Raw genomic sequence first — 17,113 nt, forward strand, 5'->3', positions numbered from 1 at the left:
GCCCCTCGATGCTGTGGCGTGGAAACAGTCGTGCGTGGCCCCGGCTCAATTCTTGCGCATCGCGCCGACAACCGTGCCGCACATGCCCTCACCCCGTATTGACAGAGCAATGGTCCAGACCTCAACGTGATCCGCGACACGGATGTTCCCCGTCCCGCGTCACCCGCGCGCACTACCCTCGTAACCACCTCCGGAAAGGGCTCGGGATGAGCGAGAGCAAGCTGGCCGGTCAGTTCTTCGACGCCGCGATCGGTCTGCTGCAGCGCACCAGGGACGAGGAGTCCGCGAACATCGCGGCCGCGGGCACGGCCGTCGCGGACGCCGTCGCCGCGGGCGGACGCCTCTTCGCCTTCGGCGCGGGGCACTCCTCCCTCGCCGCCCAGGACGTGGTCTACCGGGCGGGCGGTCTCGCCCTGATGAACCTGCTGACCGTGCCCGGGGCGGTGGGCGTCGACGTGATGCCGGCGACGCTCGGCTCCGCGCTGGAGCGGGTGGACGGCCTGGCGAGCGCGGTCCTGGACTCCAGCCCCGCGAAGGCCGGGGACGTCCTGGTGATCATCTCCCTGTCCGGGCGGAACGCGCTGCCGGTGGAGATGGCGATGAACGCGCGGGCGCTGGGCCTGACCGTCATCGGCGTCACCTCCGTCGCCTACGCGACCGAGACCCGCTCCCGGCACACCTCCGGCACCTTCCTCAAGGACCACTGCGACATCGTCCTCGACTCCAAGATCGCGGTCGGCGACGCCGAACTCACCCACGAAGGCATCGAGGCCCCGTTCGCCCCGGCCTCCACGGTCGTCACCAGCGCCCTGATGCAGGCGACGATGGCCGCGGCGGCGGAACAACTCGCGGAACGCGGCATCGAGCCGCCCCTGCTGCGCTCGGGCAACGTGGACGGGGGGCACGAGTGGAACGGGCGCGTGATGACCGAGTACCGCGACCGGATCTTCTTCCGCCACTGACCCCCACCGACCCCACCGGGCGGGCCCGGGGCCGGTGGCCACAGGTCCCGGGCGGCCCCGGGCCGCCGGGCGGGTCCGTGGCGTCGGCGAAGGACACCGGCCACGGTGGGCGGCCCGCCGAAGGCCGACGTAACGCCGAGCCGGTGACCGGAGGTCCCGTGCGGCCCGGGCCACCGAGCGGGGCATGTCGTCGGGCGGGAGCGCGCCGTCGGGCGGGTCCGTGGCGTCGGCGAAGGACACCGGCCACGGTGGGTCGCCCCGGCAAAGGCCGACGTCACACCGCGCCCACCCCCCGGCGCGTGCCGCCGGCCACGAGGCCGGCGCGAGACGCGGGCCGGTCCGGGATCCACACAGGCCGGGCCGCGCGGCCCGAGCCGGGGAACGGCCGGCTCGCCGAAGGCGGACATCGCCCCAGGGTGCGGACCACGCGCCCACGCCCGACGCGCGCCGGGCCCGGGCCGCCGGGCGGGTCCGTGCCGTCGGCGAAGGACCCTGCCCACGGGGGTCGGCCCGCCGAAGGCCGACGACACACCGCGGCCACCCCCCGGCGCCTGCCGCCGGCCACGAGGCCGGCGCGAGACGCGGGCCGGTCCGGGATCCACACAGGCCGGGCCGCGCGGCCCGAGCCGGGGAACGGCCGGCCCGAGCCGGCGGCCGAGCCGGGTGTGCGAGCCGGCCCGCGCCGGCGTACACCGGCTCGCCGAAGGCGGACATCGCCCCGGCGTGCGGACCACGCGCCCACGCCCGACGCGGATCAGGCCGCCGCCGCGGTCGTCGCGCACGAGTGCGGGCCACGCGCCCACGCCCGACGCGCGCCGGGTCCGTACCCGGCGAGACGTCCCGCCGTCAGGCGACCGGCAGGGCGAGGGCGCCCGCCGCCGTGGCCGCGAGGCTTTCCGCGTAGACCGCGTCCTGGGGGGTGAACGCGGGGCGGTTCGCGGTGCGCAGGAGGGTCAGGACGGCGACCGTCCGGCCGCGGGCGCGCAGGACCGTGCAGAGGGCGTGGACGCTGCCGGCCGGCCACTGTCGGCGGTGCGCCCAGTCGTCGGCCGCGTCCGGGTCGGGGGCGCCGGCGCGGACCGGGCCGAGGCGGTCGAGGGACTGGAGGGCCGGGTGGCCCTTGGCGTACCGGACGGGCAGACCGCCGCCCGCGGTGCCCGGGGAGGGGCCGGGCGCACGCCCCGGGGACACGGCCGCACGGACCATGCGACGGCCCTCGTCCTCGACCAGGTCGACCAGGGCGTGGTCGGCGAAGCCCGCCAGCGCGAAGTCCGCGCAGACCCGGGCCGCCTCCAGCGGGTCGGCGCACTCCGCCACCGCCCGTCCGGCCCGGTGCAACTGGCCCGCCCGGAAACGCAGCCGGTCCGCCTCCTGCTCGGCGAGCCGGGCGTCCGTGACGTCGTGGAACAGCCAGCCGACGCCCAGCGGGACCGGTTGCTCGGCCAGCGGGGACGCCAGCCGCAGAAAGCCGCTCCGCCAGCAGCGGCGGCGCTCGCCGTCGGGCCCGGCCACCGTGACCCACAGGTCCGCGAGACCCCGCGGCGGGCCCTCCGCCAGCACATGGTGCAGGGCGCCCTCCAGCTCCTCCACGCCCTGGACGACGACCTCCCCGAGCGGCCGCCCCAGCACCCCGGAGCGCCCCGCGCCCAGCACCCGCAGGGCCTCTGCGTTGACCACCGCGGGCCGCAGGTCCACGTCGACCAGGACCACGCCCCAGGCCGCGTCGTCGAACAGGGCCTCGCTCAGGGCGATGGAACGCTCCAGGTCGATCTGGGCGTGCACCTCGGTGAAGGCGCAGTACACCCCGGCCGGCTCGCCGTCCGCGCCGGGGACCCGCGCGGACTGGGTGCGCACCAGGACCCGGCCGCCGTCCTTGCGCAGCAGCGCGAACTCGTGCACCTCGCGGCCCGGTGAGTCCATCGACGCCATCAGCCGCCCCTGCACCTCGTCCGCGTCGGCCTCGCGCACGGCCCATCCGGCCAGCCCCCGCCGCCCCACGGCCTCCGCCGCGGTCCAGCCGAGGACCCGTTCGGCCTCCCGGTTCCAGTGCGTGACCGTGCCCTGCGCGTCGAACGCGCAGAGCGCCGCGTCCATCCCGTCGAGCAGCGCGGCGAGCAGATCCGCGCCGTGCGGGGCGCACTCCGCCGACCCGTCCGGACCCGCTCCGGCTCCGGACGCGGGCGCGCCCGGACCGGGCTCCCCCGGCCCGACGTCGTCGGTGATCTCACTCCTGGAAGCACTCATCCCGGCACCCCCTGCAGGACGCGTCCATGGTCCGATCCCCTCGCGTTCATTCAACGTCAACGTGACCCGGAACACATAGGGTTCCCGCAAACTTCGGCCGGTCCCCGACGCCTCCGCGCCTACGATGACCGGCCATGCCGAACGAGACGGCCCCGCACGGCCCGGCCCCCTCCCCCGCACCCGCCCCGCAGGACACCGCCCCTGCACCGCAGGACACCTCCCCTGCCGCGCAGCGGACCGCCCCGCACGACCCGGTCCTGTGCGGCCTCGCCCGCAACCCCGCGCTCTCGCCCGCCCTGCTGCGGCGTCTGCTGCGTCACCGCACGGCCCGCGGCCGGGCCGCGCACGAGCGGACGGACCTGACCGCGGAGACGGCCGAGGCGGTCCTCGCTTCCGGCGACGACTGGGCCGCCTACTGCCTCGCCGCCAACCGGCACGCCCCCGCCGAGGCCCGGTCCCGGCTGGTGCGCGGCGCGGACGCCCTGGTGCGCACGGTCCTGGCCGGCCGGCCCGAGGACCTGACGGCCGATGAGGCCGCCCTGCTGGCCGAGGACCCGTCCGCCGAGGTCCGCAAGGCCCTCGCGGCGGCGGACGGCACCCCCGGCCCCCTCCGCGCCGGGCTCGCGGCCGACCCCGACCCGGCCGTCCGGGCGGAGCTGGCGCGGTGGTGGACGGACGCCCCCGAGGAGGTGCGGCGGCGGCTGCTGACCGACGAGGCGGCCGAGGTGCGGGCGGCGGCCTGCGCCGTGAACGCGCCCCGGCCGCCCCGGCCGGTGCCGCCCGCCGACCTGCACGGGGCGCTGCTCGCGGACCCGGTGACCCGGGCCGGGGTGGTGGCTCATCTGCGCCTGGACGAGGCCCTGGCCGAACGCCTGGCGGCCGACCCGGACGAGGAGGTGCGCGCGGCCCTGGCGGAGCACCCCGCGCTGCCCGCCGCCGTACGGGACGCGCTGGCCGCCGACCCGGCCCCGGACGTGCGGGTGCGGGTGTTCCTGCGCGAGGACACTCCGCAGGCCCTGCGCGCCGCCGTCCACACCGGACTGACGGCGGGCGCGGCGGAAGGCGCGGGCGGGGCGTTCGCGGTGACGGAGGAGGGCCTGTCCTGCGAGATCGCCCTCGCCGCACTGCGGTTCACCCTGGTGCCCTGGGTGCGGGCCGACCCCCTCCCGTACGCGGCCTCGCCCTATGTCTGCTTCCGCCGCTCGGCGGCGGCCGCCCGGGACCTTCCGCCCGGGGCGCGCGAGAGCCTGCTGGACGATCCGGACGCCCTCGTACGGCACACGGCGGCCGCCGCCGCGCCCGTGCTGTCCCCGGAGGCCGCCGAGCGGGCGGAGCGCCGGCACCGGCGCGGCGGCGAGACGCGCGGCGGACCCGCCGATCACGCCGTCTTCCCGGCCGGGACCCTGCGGCGGTTCGCCGGGGACCCGGACGCCCGGATACGCGTGCTGGCCCTGCGCGACCCGGAACTGCCCGCCGCCCTGGTCGCCCGGCTGGCGGCGGACGACGAGACGCCGGTCCGCCGGGCGGCGGCGAGCCATCCGGCGCTGCCCGTCCCCGCACTGCTCGCCCTGGTCACGGACGGGGAGGAGGACCCGGAGGTCCGGGAGGAAGCCGCCGCCTCCCCGGTGCTGCCGGTCTCCGACATGGCCGACCTGCTCACCCTCGCACGCCTGTGACCTGCGGTTTCGACGGTTTCGCCGATCGGTCCGGGGCCGGTTCGGGAATTCGGCGGTAAATCGCTTGAACCACCCCCCGGGGTGTTCCTAGGGTGTGGGCACACGCGAAAGGAGGTGATCCGAAAACATGGTTTCTTTTCGGACTCGTGAGGTGACTGCGGGCTAACGGCCTGCCGTCGCACTCTGTGCACCTCGGCAGGTCGTCTGCCGAAAACCCAGCAGTCACCCGACCCGTGGGCCGCCGGTAAGTCCGGCCGGCTCCCTCCGATCCGGACGGAGGGACCAAGGCCCACGGGTCGTCTGCGTTCCCGGGCCGGGCGGGCCGGGGTTCGGATTCCGATTCGTCCGGGCGGTGCGTCAGGGCGCCAGCCACGTCCGCCGCCGTCATCGGCATGGCCTGCCGCGTCCGGGCGGCGCGTCAGGGCGCCAGCCGCTCCACCCGCCAGCCGCCCGCTCCCTGCGCGCCCTCCCCGTCCTCCGCCGTGCGCACGAAGCGCAGCCTGTCGTGGAGCCGGTTCTCATGGCCCTGCCAGAACTCGACCCGCTCGGGGACGACACGGATGCCGCCCCAGTGCTCCGGCACCGGCAGGGACCGTCCCGCCGGATGGCGGTCCGCCAGCTCCTCGTAGCGGTCCAGCAGCTCCGCGCGGGAGCCGATCACCGCGGACTGGTCGCTCGCCCACGCCCCGAGCTGCGAGCCGTGCGGGCGGGTGCGGAAGTACGCGGCCGTCTCCTCGCGCCCGATCGGGGACGCCCGCCCGTCGACGATGATCTGGCGGGCGATCGGGTGCCAGGGGAAGAGCAGCGAGACATACGGGTTGGCCGCCAGTTCCCGGCCCTTGCGGGAGGTGTAGTTGGTGAAGAAGACGAAGCCGTCGGCGTCGTACTTCTTCAGCAGCACGGTCCGCGAGGACGGGCGGCCGTCCGGTGTCGCGGTGGAGACCACCATCGCGTTCGGCTCGGGCAGCGCGGCGGCGGCCGCCTCGGCGAACCAGCGGCCGAACTGCTCCATCGGGCCGGCCGCGAGGGCCGTCTCGTCGAGCGGGGTCGAGCGGTACTGCTCGCGCATCACGGCCGGGTCGGGGATCACCAGCCCGGTCGCGTCCGGGTCGGGCGCCGGGAGGCCGGTGACGGTCACCGCGGGCGCGGGCGGCGCGGGACGGGCGGGGCTCCGGTCGACGCGCGGGGCGCGTTCACCGCGCGGGGCGCGTCCGGCGGCGGGATCACGGTCGGCGTGGTCGGTCACGGGGACATCCTGCCGCAGCAGCCCTGCCCGCCGGAGCCCGGTCTCCGGACCCGGAACGGTGGAGCAGTCTGCCCGGCACGGAGTGCCACGAACCCTCCCTCGGCGGTTGCCGGCGTGTGCCGGATGTCACGCTTCCCGGCATCGTCGGGACCGGCCAAAATCTGACGTGGGCTGCTGTGCCCTCCGTACAGCCCCGGTTCCGGCGGCGGGGTGACGACCGCCGGAACGGGGAATCACCGGGGTGCCGGTTGTCCCGCCCGCGGGTGTTCGCCCGCGCCTGCCGACCATCGTGAGGAGCCGCCTGATGTCCGACTTCGTACCTGGGCTCGAAGGAGTCGTCGCGTTCGAGACGGAGATCGCCGAACCGGACAAGGAGGGCGGCTCCCTCCGGTACCGGGGCGTCGACATCGAGGATCTGGTCGGTCACGTCTCCTTCGGCAATGTGTGGGGCCTGCTGGTGGACGGGGCGTTCAACCCCGGCCTGCCGCCCGCCGAGCCGTTCCCGATCCCGGTGCACTCCGGTGACATCCGGGTCGACGTGCAGTCCGCGCTGGCCATGCTGGCGCCCGTGTGGGGTCTGCGCCCGCTGCTGGACATCGACGAGGCGCAGGCCCGCGACGATCTGGCGCGCGCCGCCGTGATGGCCCTCTCCTACGTGGCACAGAGTGCCCGCGGGCAGGGGCTGCCGATGGTGCCGCAGAGCGAGATCGACAAGGCGCAGTCCGTCGTCGAGCGCTTCATGATCCGCTGGCGCGGCGAGCCGGACCCCCGGCACGTCAAGGCCGTGGACGCGTACTGGACCTCGGCGGCCGAGCACGGCATGAACGCCTCCACCTTCACGGCCCGGGTGATCGCCTCCACCGGCGCGGACGTGGCCGCGGCGCTCTCCGGCGCGGTGGGCGCGATGTCCGGCCCGCTGCACGGCGGCGCGCCCTCGCGGGTCCTCGGCATGATCGAGGAGATCGAGCGGACCGGGGACGCGACCGCGTACGTCAAGCAGGCCCTCGACAAGGGCGAGCGCCTTATGGGCTTCGGGCACCGGGTCTACCGGGCCGAGGACCCGCGCGCCCGGGTGCTGCGGCGGACCGCCCGGGAGCTGGCCGCGCCGCGCTTCGAGGTGGCGGAGGCCCTGGAGAAGGCGGCCCTGGAGGAGCTGCACAACCGCCGCCCGGACCGGGTCCTGGCGACGAACGTGGAGTTCTGGGCGGCGATCGTGCTGGACTTCGCGGAGGTCCCGGCGCACATGTTCACCTCGATGTTCACCTGCGCCCGCACCGCGGGCTGGTCGGCGCACATCCTGGAGCAGAAGCGCACGGGCCGGCTGGTCCGCCCGTCCGCCCGCTACGTGGGCCCGGGAGCCCGTGACCCCCGGGACATCGCGGGCTACGAGGACATCGCGGCCGCCGGGGCCTGAGCCGTCTCCGACGCCGGGCCCTGGACCGACGCCGACCCCGGGGCCCGGATCCCCGCCGGCGCCGGGGCCGCCGGGGCGGCCCCGGACTCGCGCAGCGCCAGGTCCGCGTGGTGGCGCGCGGCCACCAGGGGGTGGGCCCGCAGCTTCCCCTTCAGCTCGTTCCGGCCGTACTCGGCGAACAGCGGGTTCGCCGGGTCGGCCGTGGCCCCGGGGGCGAGGGCGGCGTGCGGGAAGTCCAGCGGCTCGATCCGGGCGTCCAGACGCGGGTTGTAGAAGAACGGTACGGAGAACCGCTCGCGTGCCCCGGGCGGGGAGACCACCCGGTGGTTGGTGGCCTTCAGATAGCCGTCGGTGGCGACCTCGAGGAGTTCGCCGAGGTTGACCACGAAGGCGCCCGGCAGCGGCGGGACGTCGTGGAAGCGGCCGTCCTCCCGTTCCACCTGGAGCCCGCCGACGGTGTCCTGGCGGAGCAGGGTCAGGAAGCCGTAGTCCTTGTGCGCGCCGACGCCCTGGCCGCTGCCGTCGGCGGAGCTGCCGGGGTAGCGCACCAGCTTCAGGTGCGGGTGGGCGCCGTCGCCGAAGGCGTCGTCGTAGAAGCCCGGGTCCGCGCCGATGGAGGCGAGGAGTTCGCGCAGCAGCCGTCCGGCGACCGAGGAGAGCCGGTCGATCCAGGCGAGGGCCGCGGTGCGCAGCTCGGGCAGGGCGGCGGGCCACTGGTTGGGGCCCTGGAGCCACCAGTACCCGGGCTCGTCCGGCCGGGGGACGCGGGCGGGGCGCTCGGCGCCGATGTCGAGCTGGTCGCGCCAGTCCCGGCTGCCGCCGGTGCGTTCGTCGCCGACGCGGGTGTAGCCGCGGAAGTGGGGCGAGTGGACGTTGTCGAGGGCGAGCCGGTCGGACTCGGGCAGGGCGAAGAAGGCGCGCATCGCCCGGTCGAGGGCCGCGGTCTCGGCCTCGGTGACGCCGTGGCCGACGAGCTGGAAGAAGCCGACGTCGTGGGCGGCGGCGTGCAGCCGCGCCCGCAGCAGGTCCCGCTCGCGTCCGCCGCGGCCGGCGGCCGAGAGGTCGATCACGGGGAGCTGCCGGTGGTCGGGGTGCGACACGGGGTACGAGGCGGCGGGACGGGCGGGCGTCCCGGGGTACGACGGGGTGCTGTGCGACATGGTGGGCATCCGCTGGGTGTGCAGGGTCCCGGGGCCGCCTGTGGGTGGGGCGGGGCCGGGGGTCGCCGGGACGGCGGGGATCGCCCGGGGAGCGGGCGGGGAAGGGGACCGCGGAGGGTCAGGCCGGACGGCGACAGCCCATGCTCGTGACGCGGACGAAGTCCACGTGGCGACGGCGTACGAGCAGAACCATGGGCACAGGATACTGCGGACGCCCCGTTTCCCAGGTGACGCGGGTCACACACCCTGGAATCCCAGGAGCGGGCGCCCGGCTGCCCCGGTGTCCCCGGCGCACGGCCCGCACCCACGGCCCGCCGCGCACAGCCCGCGCACTCCTCCCGCCGCGCACGGCCCGCGCACTCGGCCCGCCCGGGGGTCAGCCCAGCCCGTGTTCCACCAGGGCCGCCCACTGGGCGACCACCCGGCGCCGGCGGGCCGCGTCGTCGGTGAGGACGTTGGCGAGGCCGAGGCCGCGCGCCATGTCCAGGAGGCCCTGCACCGTCTCCCGGACCCCGGGCACCGACTCGTCCGCGCCGAGCAGTCCGACCGCGATGCGATGGGTCTCGCGGCCCACCCGTGCCTCCAGCTCGGTGACCCGGGGCCGGAGCTGCTCCTCGTTGGAGGCGGCCACCCACAGCTGGAGGGCGGCCCGGAACAGCGGGCCGGTGTAGAGGTCGACGAGGGCGGCGACCACCTCGGGGCGGCTGCGGGGCGCGAGTTCCCGCAGGGCCTGGGAGCGCTCCTCGGCGACGTACTCCACGGCGGCGGTGAACAGGTCCTCGCGGGTCGGGAAGTGGTGCTGGGCCGCGCCCCGGGAGACGCCCGCCCGCTCGGCGACCACCGAGACCGTGGAGCCCGCCCAGCCGACCTCGGCCAGACAGGCCACGGCCGCCTCCAGGAGCCGCTGCCGGGTCGCGCGGCTGCGGTCCTGCTTCGGGCCGGTGGCGCCCGGGGCGGCCGCCGGACCGGACGAGGGGGCCGGGGAGGAGGTCACAGCACCCATGCGGGATCCCGTCGTTCGAGGAAGGCCGTCATCCCTTCGCGGGCCTCGGACGAGGCGAACAGCTTCGCCGACCGCTGCACCAGGTCCTCGGCGTCCCGTTCGAAGGTTTCCAGCACCCTAGCCGCGACCAGCCGCTTCGATGCCGCCAGCCCCTGCGGGGAGCCCTTGCGCAGCCCGTCGAGGACCGGTGCGAGGGCCGCGTCCACGTCCTCGGCGGCGAGGGTGAGCAGCCCGCAGCGAGCTGCCTCCGCCGCCTCGAAGCGCTCCCCGGTGAGGTAGTAGCGCTCGGCGGCCCGGGGGTCCATCCGGGGCAGCAGGGGCAGCGAGATGACCGCCGGGGCGACGCCGATCCGCACCTCCGTGAAGGCGAAGTCGGAGGCGCTGGTCGCCGCCGCCACGTCGCAGGCCCCCACCAGCCCCAGCCCGCCGGCCCGGACGTGCCCCGCGATCCGGGCGACCACCGGCTTCGGCAGGGTGACGATCTGCCGCAGCAGGGCGACGAAGGCGTACGGGCTGGGCGGCGCCTTCAGGTCCGCGCCCGCGCTGAACGTCCCCCCGGTGTGCGTGAGGACGACCGCCCGTACCGAGGGGTCCTCGGCACAGGCGGTGAGCGCCCCGGCGAGGTCGCCCACCAGGGCGGCGGAGAGCGCGTTGCGGTTGACCGGGTTGTCGAGCACGAGCGTGGCGACGCCCCGGTCGGTGGTGGCGCGGACGGTCATCTGCGGCTCCTCCTTCTCGGCCTGCGGCGGCCGGACGCGTCCTACTCCTTGGCGGCCCCCGGCGGCACGGCCGCGCGCTCGCTCGCGCGCAGCTCCCGCCGGAGGATCTTCCCCGAGGCGGCCCGGGGGATGCCCGCGGTGAACTCGACCCGGCGGACCTTCTTGTAGGGGGCGACCCGCTCGGCGACGTACGCGGTGACGGACTCCGCGGTCAGGTCCTCGGCCCCGGCCTGCTTGACCACGTACGCCTTGGGGACCTCGTTGCCCTCCTCGTCCGTGACCCCGATGACGGCCGCGTCGGCGATCGCCTCGTGGGTGAGCAGCAGCGCCTCCAGTTCGGCCGGGGCGACCTGGAAGCCCTTGTACTTGATCAGCTCCTTGACCCGGTCGATGACGAAGAGCCAGCCGTCCGCGTCCACCCGGCCGACGTCGCCGGTGTGCACCCAGCCGTCCGCGTCGATCATCGCGGCGGTGGCGTCGGGGCGGCCGAGGTAGCCCTTCATCACCTGCGGTCCCCGGATGGCGATCTCGCCCTCCTCGCCGTCGGGGGCGTCCTCGCCGGAGCCGTCGAGGGCGAGAATGCGCATCTCGGTGCCGGGCAGCAGCCGGCCGACCGTGCCGGGCGGCGGGTCCTCGGCGGAGAGCGGCACCACATGGGTGCCGGGCGAGAGTTCGGTCATCCCGTACGCCTGCCGGACCGGCGGCAGGCCGAGCCGCCGGGAGCACGCCTCGCCGAGCCGGGCGTCCAGCGGGGCGGCGGCGGAGACGAGGTACTCCAGCGAGGAGAGGTCGTAGCCGTCGACCGCCGGGTGCTTGGCGAGGGCGAGCACGATCGGCGGAGCGACGTACAGGCCGTTGACGCGGTGCTCCTGGATCGCGCCGAGGAAGGTGTCCAGGTCGAAGCGGGGCAGGACCACGACGGTCGCGCCCTGCCGCAGCGGCGCGTTCATCAGCGCCGTGAGGCCGTAGATGTGGAAGAACGGCAGCACGGCCAGGATCCGGTCACCGGGGCCCATCGGGATGAAGGGCTCCAACTGGCCCAGGTTGGTGGCGATGGAGCGGTGGGTGAGCATCACGCCCTTGGGCACGCCGGTGGTCCCGGAGGAGTACGGCAGGGCCGCCACGTCCTCGGTCGGGTCGATCGCCACCTCCGCGTCGGGCGCGGTGGAGGTGAACATGTCCGTGACGCTGACATGCCCCTCCGCGCGGTCGCAGACGAAGATCTCCTCGATGCCGCCCACCAGTTCGGCGGCCCGGCGCGCGGTCTCCAGCAGCGGGGAGACGGTCACGATCCAGCGGGCGGCGGAGTCCCGGAGCTGCTTGGCGAACTCGTCCGGGGTGGCCAGCGGATGCACGGTGGTGACCGAGGCGCCGGCCCGGGTGGCACCGTAGAAGACGGGCGGATAGGCGACGGTGTTGGGGCTGTGCAGGGCCAGCACGTCGCCCTTGCGCAGCCCGGCGGCGACCAGGGCGGCGGCGATCCGGCGGTGGAACAGGTCGAGCTGGCGGTAGGTGACGGTGGTGCCGGCCACGCCGTCGATCAGGGCGATCGTGTCGCCGCGGTCGGCGGCACGGCCCAGCACGGCCTCGTGGATGGGTTCGACGACGGCGGGGACGTCGGGGTACACGCTGCGGAACACCATGACAGCCCTCCCTGCGGTGGTGGCGGCCCGCGGTCGCGGGCGGCCGGGTGCGCCGCGCCCCGGGCGGGCCGGGAGCGGCGCTCCTGGTAGACCATGCCGTCTGTCAGTAGGACTTGGGGAGACCCAGGGACTGGTGGGACACGTAGTTCAGGATCATCTCCCGGCTGACGGGCGCGATCCGGGCCACCCGGGAGGCGGTCACCAGCCGGGCGAGGCCGTACTCCCGGGTGAGGCCGTTGCCGCCGAGGGTGTGCACGGCCTGGTCGACGGCCCGGACGCACGCCTCCCCCGCCGCGTACTTGGCCATGTTGGCGGCCTCGCCGGCACCGAGGTCGTCGCCCGCGTCGTAGAGGGCGGCGGCCTTCTGCATCATCAGGCGGGCGAGTTCGAGTTCGATGTGGGCCTGGGCGAGCGGGTGGGCGATGGCCTGGTGGGCGCCGATCGGGTCCTTCCACACCTGCCGGGTCTTCGCGTACCCGACGGCCTTGGCCAGGGCGTGGCGGCCCATGCCGATCGCGAAGGCGGCCGTCATGATGCGCTCCGGGTTGAGCCCGGCGAACAGCTGGAGCAGGCCCGCGTCCTCGTCGCCGACCAGGGCCCCGGCGGGCAGCCGCACCTCGTCGAGGACCAGCTCGAACTGCCGTTCCTGGGCCTGGAGTTCCATGTCGATCGGGGTCCGGCCGAAGCCCTCGGCGTCACGCGGGACGATGAACAGGCAGGGCTTGAGCCTCCCGGTGCGCGCGTCCTCGGTGCGGCCGACGATCAGGGTGGCGTCGGCGATGTCCACGCCGGAGACGAACACCTTGCGGCCGGTGAGCACCCAGCCGTCGCCGTCCCGGCGGGCGGTGGTGGTGATCCGGTGGGAGTTGGAGCCCGCGTCGGGCTCGGTGATCCCGAAGGCCATGGTCAGACTGCCGTCGGCGAGGCCGGGCAGCCAGGTGCTCTTCTGCTCGTCGGTGCCGAAGCGGGCGATCACGGTGGCGCAGATCGCGGGCGAGACGATCATCATCAGCAGCGGGCAGCCGGCCGCGCCGGACTCTTCCAGGACCAGGGAGAGTTCGCTGATCCCGCCGCCTCCGCCGCCGTACTCCTCGGGCAGGTTCACCCCGAGGTAGCCGAGCTTCCCGGCCTCCTCCCAGAGGGTGGCCCGGTCGTAGCCGGGGCCGTGGCGGCGGGCGAGGGCGGCGACGGCGGCGCGCAGGTCCCTGCGCTCCTGGCTCTCGACGGCGCTCGTCGCCGGACCGGCGGGGGCGGTCCCGGGGCCGGTGGGGGCGTGGGTGCTGGTACTGGCGCTGGTGCTCGTGGCGGGGCTCATGGTGCGAATGCCTCCTGTGCTTCGTGGGAGTCGTGCACGACGGCGAGCAGGGCGCCGACCTCGACCTGGCGGCCGGGGGCGGCGTGCAGGGCGGTGAGCGTGCCGGAGGCCGGGGAGACGATCCGGTGCTCCATCTTCATGGCCTCAAGCCAGATCAGCGGCTGACCCTCGGTGACGGTCGCGCCGGCCTCGACACCCTCGCCGAGGCGGACCACCGTCCCGGGCATCGGCGCGAGCAGCGAGCCGGGGACGGCCCGGTCGGCGGGGTCCGTGAAACGGGGGCGGCGGGTCAGGGTGTGGTGGCCGAGGGGGCCCTCGACATGGACCGGACCGTCGTCGCCCCCGTACGCGCTGACCACGAAGTCCCGTGCCACGCCCTCGACTTCGAGGGTCACCCGGTCGGACCGCGCGGACAGCACGCGCAGGCCGGGCGCGTCCTCGACGGTGAAGCCGCCGTCGCGGGCGGGCCGGTAGCGCACCTCGTGCTCGCCGTAGACCGCGCTCTGCGGCTGGGAGGGCAGATTGCGCCAGGCGCCGCCGAAGCGCCCGGACCGGCCGGCGGCGGCCGCGAGGGCGGCGGCGACGGCCGCGTGCGCCTTTCCCGCCACGGGGGTGGTCAGTGCGTCGAGGTGCCGGTCGTAGAAGCAGGTGCCGAGGCGGGCGTCGGCGAAGTCCGGGTGGCGCAGGGAGCGCACCAGCAGGTCACGGTTGGTGGCCGGGCCGTGCAGCCGGGCCCGTTCCAGGGCGCGGGCGAGGAGCCGGACGGCGGCCGCGCGGGTGGGGGCGTACGCGACGACCTTGGCGAGCATCGCGTCGTAGTGCACACCGATGCTGTCCCCGGCCGCGTACCCGGCGTCGACCCGGATGCCGCAAGCCGTGCGGTCCCGCCAGGGCTCGCCCGGGACCTCGAAGGCGTGCAGCACACCGGCCTGGGGCGCCCATCCCGCCGCCGGGTCCTCCGCGTAGAGCCGGGCCTCCACCGCGTGGCCGTGCGGGGCGGGCGGCTCGGGCGGCAGGGCCTCCCCCTCCGCGACGGCGAGCTGGAGGGCGACCAGGTCGATGCCGAACACGGCCTCGGTGACGGGGTGTTCGACCTGGAGGCGGGTGTTCATCTCCAGGAAGTGCGCCCGGCCGTCCGGCCCGACCAGGAACTCGACCGTCCCCGCGCCCCGGTACTCCACCGCGCGTGCGGCGGCGACCGCCGACTCGTGCAGGCGTGCGGTCAGTCCGGGCGGCAGACCGGGCGCGGGGCACTCCTCGACCACCTTCTGGTGGCGGCGCTGGAGGGAGCAGTCCCGGGTGCCCAGCGCCCACACCGTGCCGTGCGCGTCGGCGAGGATCTGCACCTCCACATGGCGGCCGTCCTCCACGTACGGTTCGGTGAACACCTCCCCGTCGCCGAACGCGGCGGCCGCCTCGGCGCTCGCGGCGGCCAGCGCGCCGGGCAGGTCGGCCAGCGTGCGCACCACCCGCATCCCGCGCCCGCCGCCGCCCGCCGCCGCCTTCACCAGAACCGGCAGGTCGGCCTCGGTGACCCCGGCCGGGTCCCTGAGCGGGGTGAGGCCCATCAGCTCCTTGGCCCGGGTCTTGGACGCCATGGCCTCGATCGCGGCGGGCGGCGGGCCGATCCACACCAGCCCGGCGTCCGCGACGGCCCGGGCGAACCCGGCGTTCTCGGAGAGGAACCCGTAACCGGGGTGGACGGCGTCGGCCCCGGCGGCGAGGGCCGCCTTGACGATCAGGTCCCCGCGCAGATACGTCTCGGCGGGGGTGGCGCCGGGCAGCCGGACCGCCGCGTCCGCCTCCCGGACGTGCAGTGCGCCGGCGTCCGGGTCGGAGTGCACGGCGACGGTCGCGATGCCCAGCTCCCGGCAGGTGCGGAAGACCCGGCAGGCGATCTCGCCCCGGTTGGCGACCAGGACGGTGGAGATCGGCGCGGTGATCGGTGTGGAGTGGGGTGCGGAGTGGGGTGCGGTGGTCATGGGGGCCTCACATCCGGAAGACGCCGAAGCCGCCGCGGGCGCCCTCGACCGGTGCGGTGTGGATCGCGGACAGGCACAGCCCGAGGACGGTCCGGGTGTCCCGGGGGTCGATCACCCCGTCGTCGTACAGCCGCCCGGACAGGAAGGCGGGCAGGGACTCGGACTCGATCTGGGCCTCCACCATGGCGCGCAGCCCCGCGTCCGCCTCGTCGTCGTAGGGCTGCCCCTTGGCGGCGGCCGAGGCGCGGGCGACGATCGACAGGACACCCGCGAGCTGCTGCGGGCCCATCACGGCGGACTTGGCGCTGGGCCAGGCGAACAGGAAACGCGGCTCGTAGGCCCGGCCGCACATCCCGTAGTGCCCGGCGCCGTAGGAGGCGCCCATCAGGACGGAGAGATGCGGCACGGTCGAGTTGGCGACCGCGTTGATCATCATGGCGCCGTGCTTGATGATGCCGCCCTGCTCGTACGTGCTGCCGACCATGTAGCCGGTGGTGTTGTGCAGGAAGAGCAGCGGGATGTCCCGCTGGTTGGCGAGCTGGATGAACTGCGCCGCCTTCTGCGACTCGGCGGAGAACAGCACCCCCTGCGCGTTCGCCAGCACCCCCACCGGATAGCCGTGCAGCCGCGCCCAGCCGGTGACCAGGCTCGTCCCGTACAGCGGCTTGAACTCGTCGAAGTCCGAGCCGTCCACCAGCCGGGCGATCACCTCGCGCGGGTCGAACGGCGTCTTCAGGTCCTCCGGGACGATCCCGAGCAGTTCCTCGGCCGGGTACTTCGGGGGCTCGGCGAGCGGCGGATCGGCCTGTGCCTTGCGGTGGTTGAGCCGGGCGACGATCCGGCGGGCCTGGCGCAGGGCGTCCGGCTCGTCGGCGGCGAAGTGGTCGGCGAGCCCGGAGACCCGGGCGTGCATCGCGGCACCGCCCAGGGACTCGTCGTCGCTCTCCTCCCCCGTGGCCATCTTCACCAGCGGCGGGCCGCCGAGGAACACCTTGGAGCGCTCCGCGATCATCACGGTGTGGTCGGACATGCCGGGGACGTACGCCCCGCCGGCCGTGGAATTGCCGAACACCACGGCCACGGTGGGGATTCCGGCGGCGGAGAGCCGGGTCAGGTCGCGGAAGAGGGCCCCGCCCGGGATGAAGATCTCCTTCTGGGAGGGCAGGTCCGCGCCCCCGGACTCGACGAGGGAGATCACCGGGAGCCGGTTGGCGAAGGCGATCTCGTTGGCGCGCAGCGCCTTCTTCAGCGTCCAGGGGTTGGACGCGCCCCCGCGCACGGTCGGGTCGTTGGCGGTGATCAGGCACTCGACGCCCTCGACCGTGCCGATCCCGGTGACCAGGGACGCGCCCACGGGGTAGTCGCTGCCCCAGCCGGCCAGCGGGGACAGCTCCAGGAAGGGGCTGTCGGGGTCGATCAGCAGCTCGATCCGCTCCCGGGCGAGGAGCTTGCCGCGTCCGTGGTGGCGGGCGGTGTACTTCTCGCCGCCGCCCGCCAGCGCCTTGGCGTGCTCGGCCTCCAGGGCGGTCAGCTTCTCCAGCATCGCGGCCCGGTGGGCGGCGTGTTCGGGGCTCGCCGGGTCGACGGCGGACGCGAGGACGGTCACGGGGTCACCTCCGGTGCGGGGTGGGTGTCGGCCGGGGCGGACCTGGCGCGGTCGGCCGGGCGGCCCGGTCCGGGCCTGGGGCGGTCGGCCGGGCGGCCCGGTCCGGGCCTGGCGCGGTCGGCCGGGCGGCCCGGTCCGGGCCT

12 protein-coding genes are annotated in these 17,113 nt (G+C 75.6%); 3 read left to right on the forward strand and 9 right to left on the reverse strand.

Translation table 11 applies throughout. From position 1 onward, the window contains the following. Positions 1-206: 206 nt before the first annotated feature. Positions 207-962 carry an SIS domain-containing protein gene (locus tag C593_RS0109290; RefSeq protein ID WP_018847026.1) on the forward strand — a complete coding sequence of 252 codons (756 nt, stop codon included), beginning with the start codon at positions 207-209 and terminating at the stop codon, positions 960-962. Positions 963-1,808: 846 nt separating this feature from the next. Here the strand turns inward: C593_RS0109290 and C593_RS0109295 are convergent. Further along, positions 1,809-3,206, reverse strand: coding sequence for a PAS domain S-box protein (locus tag C593_RS0109295; protein ID WP_018847027.1), 1,398 nt, complete (start codon positions 3,204-3,206; stop codon positions 1,809-1,811). A gap of 134 nt (positions 3,207-3,340) precedes the next feature. On the opposite strand from C593_RS0109295, the gene C593_RS29200 reads away from it, so the two are divergent. After that, positions 3,341-4,882: a hypothetical protein gene (locus C593_RS29200; protein ID WP_018847028.1), complete on the forward strand. Its 1,542-nt coding sequence runs from the start codon at positions 3,341-3,343 to the stop codon at positions 4,880-4,882. 418 nt (positions 4,883-5,300) lie between these two features. Here C593_RS29200 and pdxH read toward each other — a convergent pair whose 3' ends face one another. Continuing rightward, on the reverse strand, positions 5,301-5,951 hold the full coding sequence (gene pdxH / locus C593_RS0109305; RefSeq protein WP_037745311.1) for a pyridoxamine 5'-phosphate oxidase: 651 nt from the start codon (positions 5,949-5,951) through the stop codon (positions 5,301-5,303). Positions 5,952-6,432: 481 nt separating this feature from the next. On the opposite strand from pdxH, the gene C593_RS0109310 reads away from it, so the two are divergent. Beyond that, complete coding sequence (locus C593_RS0109310; protein WP_018847030.1) at positions 6,433-7,542, forward strand: citrate synthase 2; 1,110 nt, start codon at positions 6,433-6,435, stop codon at positions 7,540-7,542. Here the strand turns inward: C593_RS0109310 and C593_RS29205 are convergent. The 7 genes from C593_RS29205 to C593_RS0109345 all read right to left on the reverse strand — a co-directional run bounded on the left by C593_RS29205 (position 7,512) and on the right by C593_RS0109345 (position 16,970). Continuing rightward, entirely contained in the window at positions 7,512-8,702 is a 1,191-nt protein-coding gene (locus tag C593_RS29205; protein ID WP_018847031.1) for a 2-oxoglutarate and iron-dependent oxygenase domain-containing protein, read from the reverse strand. The genes C593_RS0109310 and C593_RS29205 overlap by 31 nt on opposite strands. A 376-nt stretch (positions 8,703-9,078) precedes the next feature. Beyond that, entirely contained in the window at positions 9,079-9,705 is a 627-nt protein-coding gene (locus C593_RS0109320; protein WP_026277523.1) for a TetR/AcrR family transcriptional regulator, read from the reverse strand. Further along, on the reverse strand, positions 9,693-10,424 hold the full coding sequence (locus tag C593_RS0109325) for an enoyl-CoA hydratase family protein (RefSeq protein WP_018847033.1): 732 nt from the start codon (positions 10,422-10,424) through the stop codon (positions 9,693-9,695). The genes C593_RS0109320 and C593_RS0109325 overlap by 13 nt, the downstream gene beginning before the upstream one ends. A gap of 41 nt (positions 10,425-10,465) precedes the next feature. Next, a complete protein-coding gene (locus C593_RS0109330; protein ID WP_018847034.1) occupies positions 10,466-12,067 on the reverse strand; it encodes a 4-coumarate--CoA ligase family protein in 1,602 nt (533 codons plus the stop codon). 103 nt (positions 12,068-12,170) lie between these two features. Further along, entirely contained in the window at positions 12,171-13,382 is a 1,212-nt protein-coding gene (locus C593_RS0109335) for an acyl-CoA dehydrogenase family protein (RefSeq protein ID WP_018847035.1), read from the reverse strand. Further along, the gene (locus tag C593_RS0109340) at positions 13,379-15,364 is read right to left on the reverse strand and encodes an ATP-binding protein (protein ID WP_018847036.1); all 1,986 of its coding nucleotides are present in this window, start codon (positions 15,362-15,364) and stop codon (positions 13,379-13,381) included. The genes C593_RS0109335 and C593_RS0109340 overlap by 4 nt, the downstream gene beginning before the upstream one ends. A gap of 7 nt (positions 15,365-15,371) precedes the next feature. Then, complete coding sequence (locus C593_RS0109345; RefSeq protein WP_018847037.1) at positions 15,372-16,970, reverse strand: carboxyl transferase domain-containing protein; 1,599 nt, start codon at positions 16,968-16,970, stop codon at positions 15,372-15,374. Positions 16,971-17,113: the final 143 nt, after the last annotated feature.

The organism is Streptomyces sp. CNT372 (genome assembly GCF_000377145.1).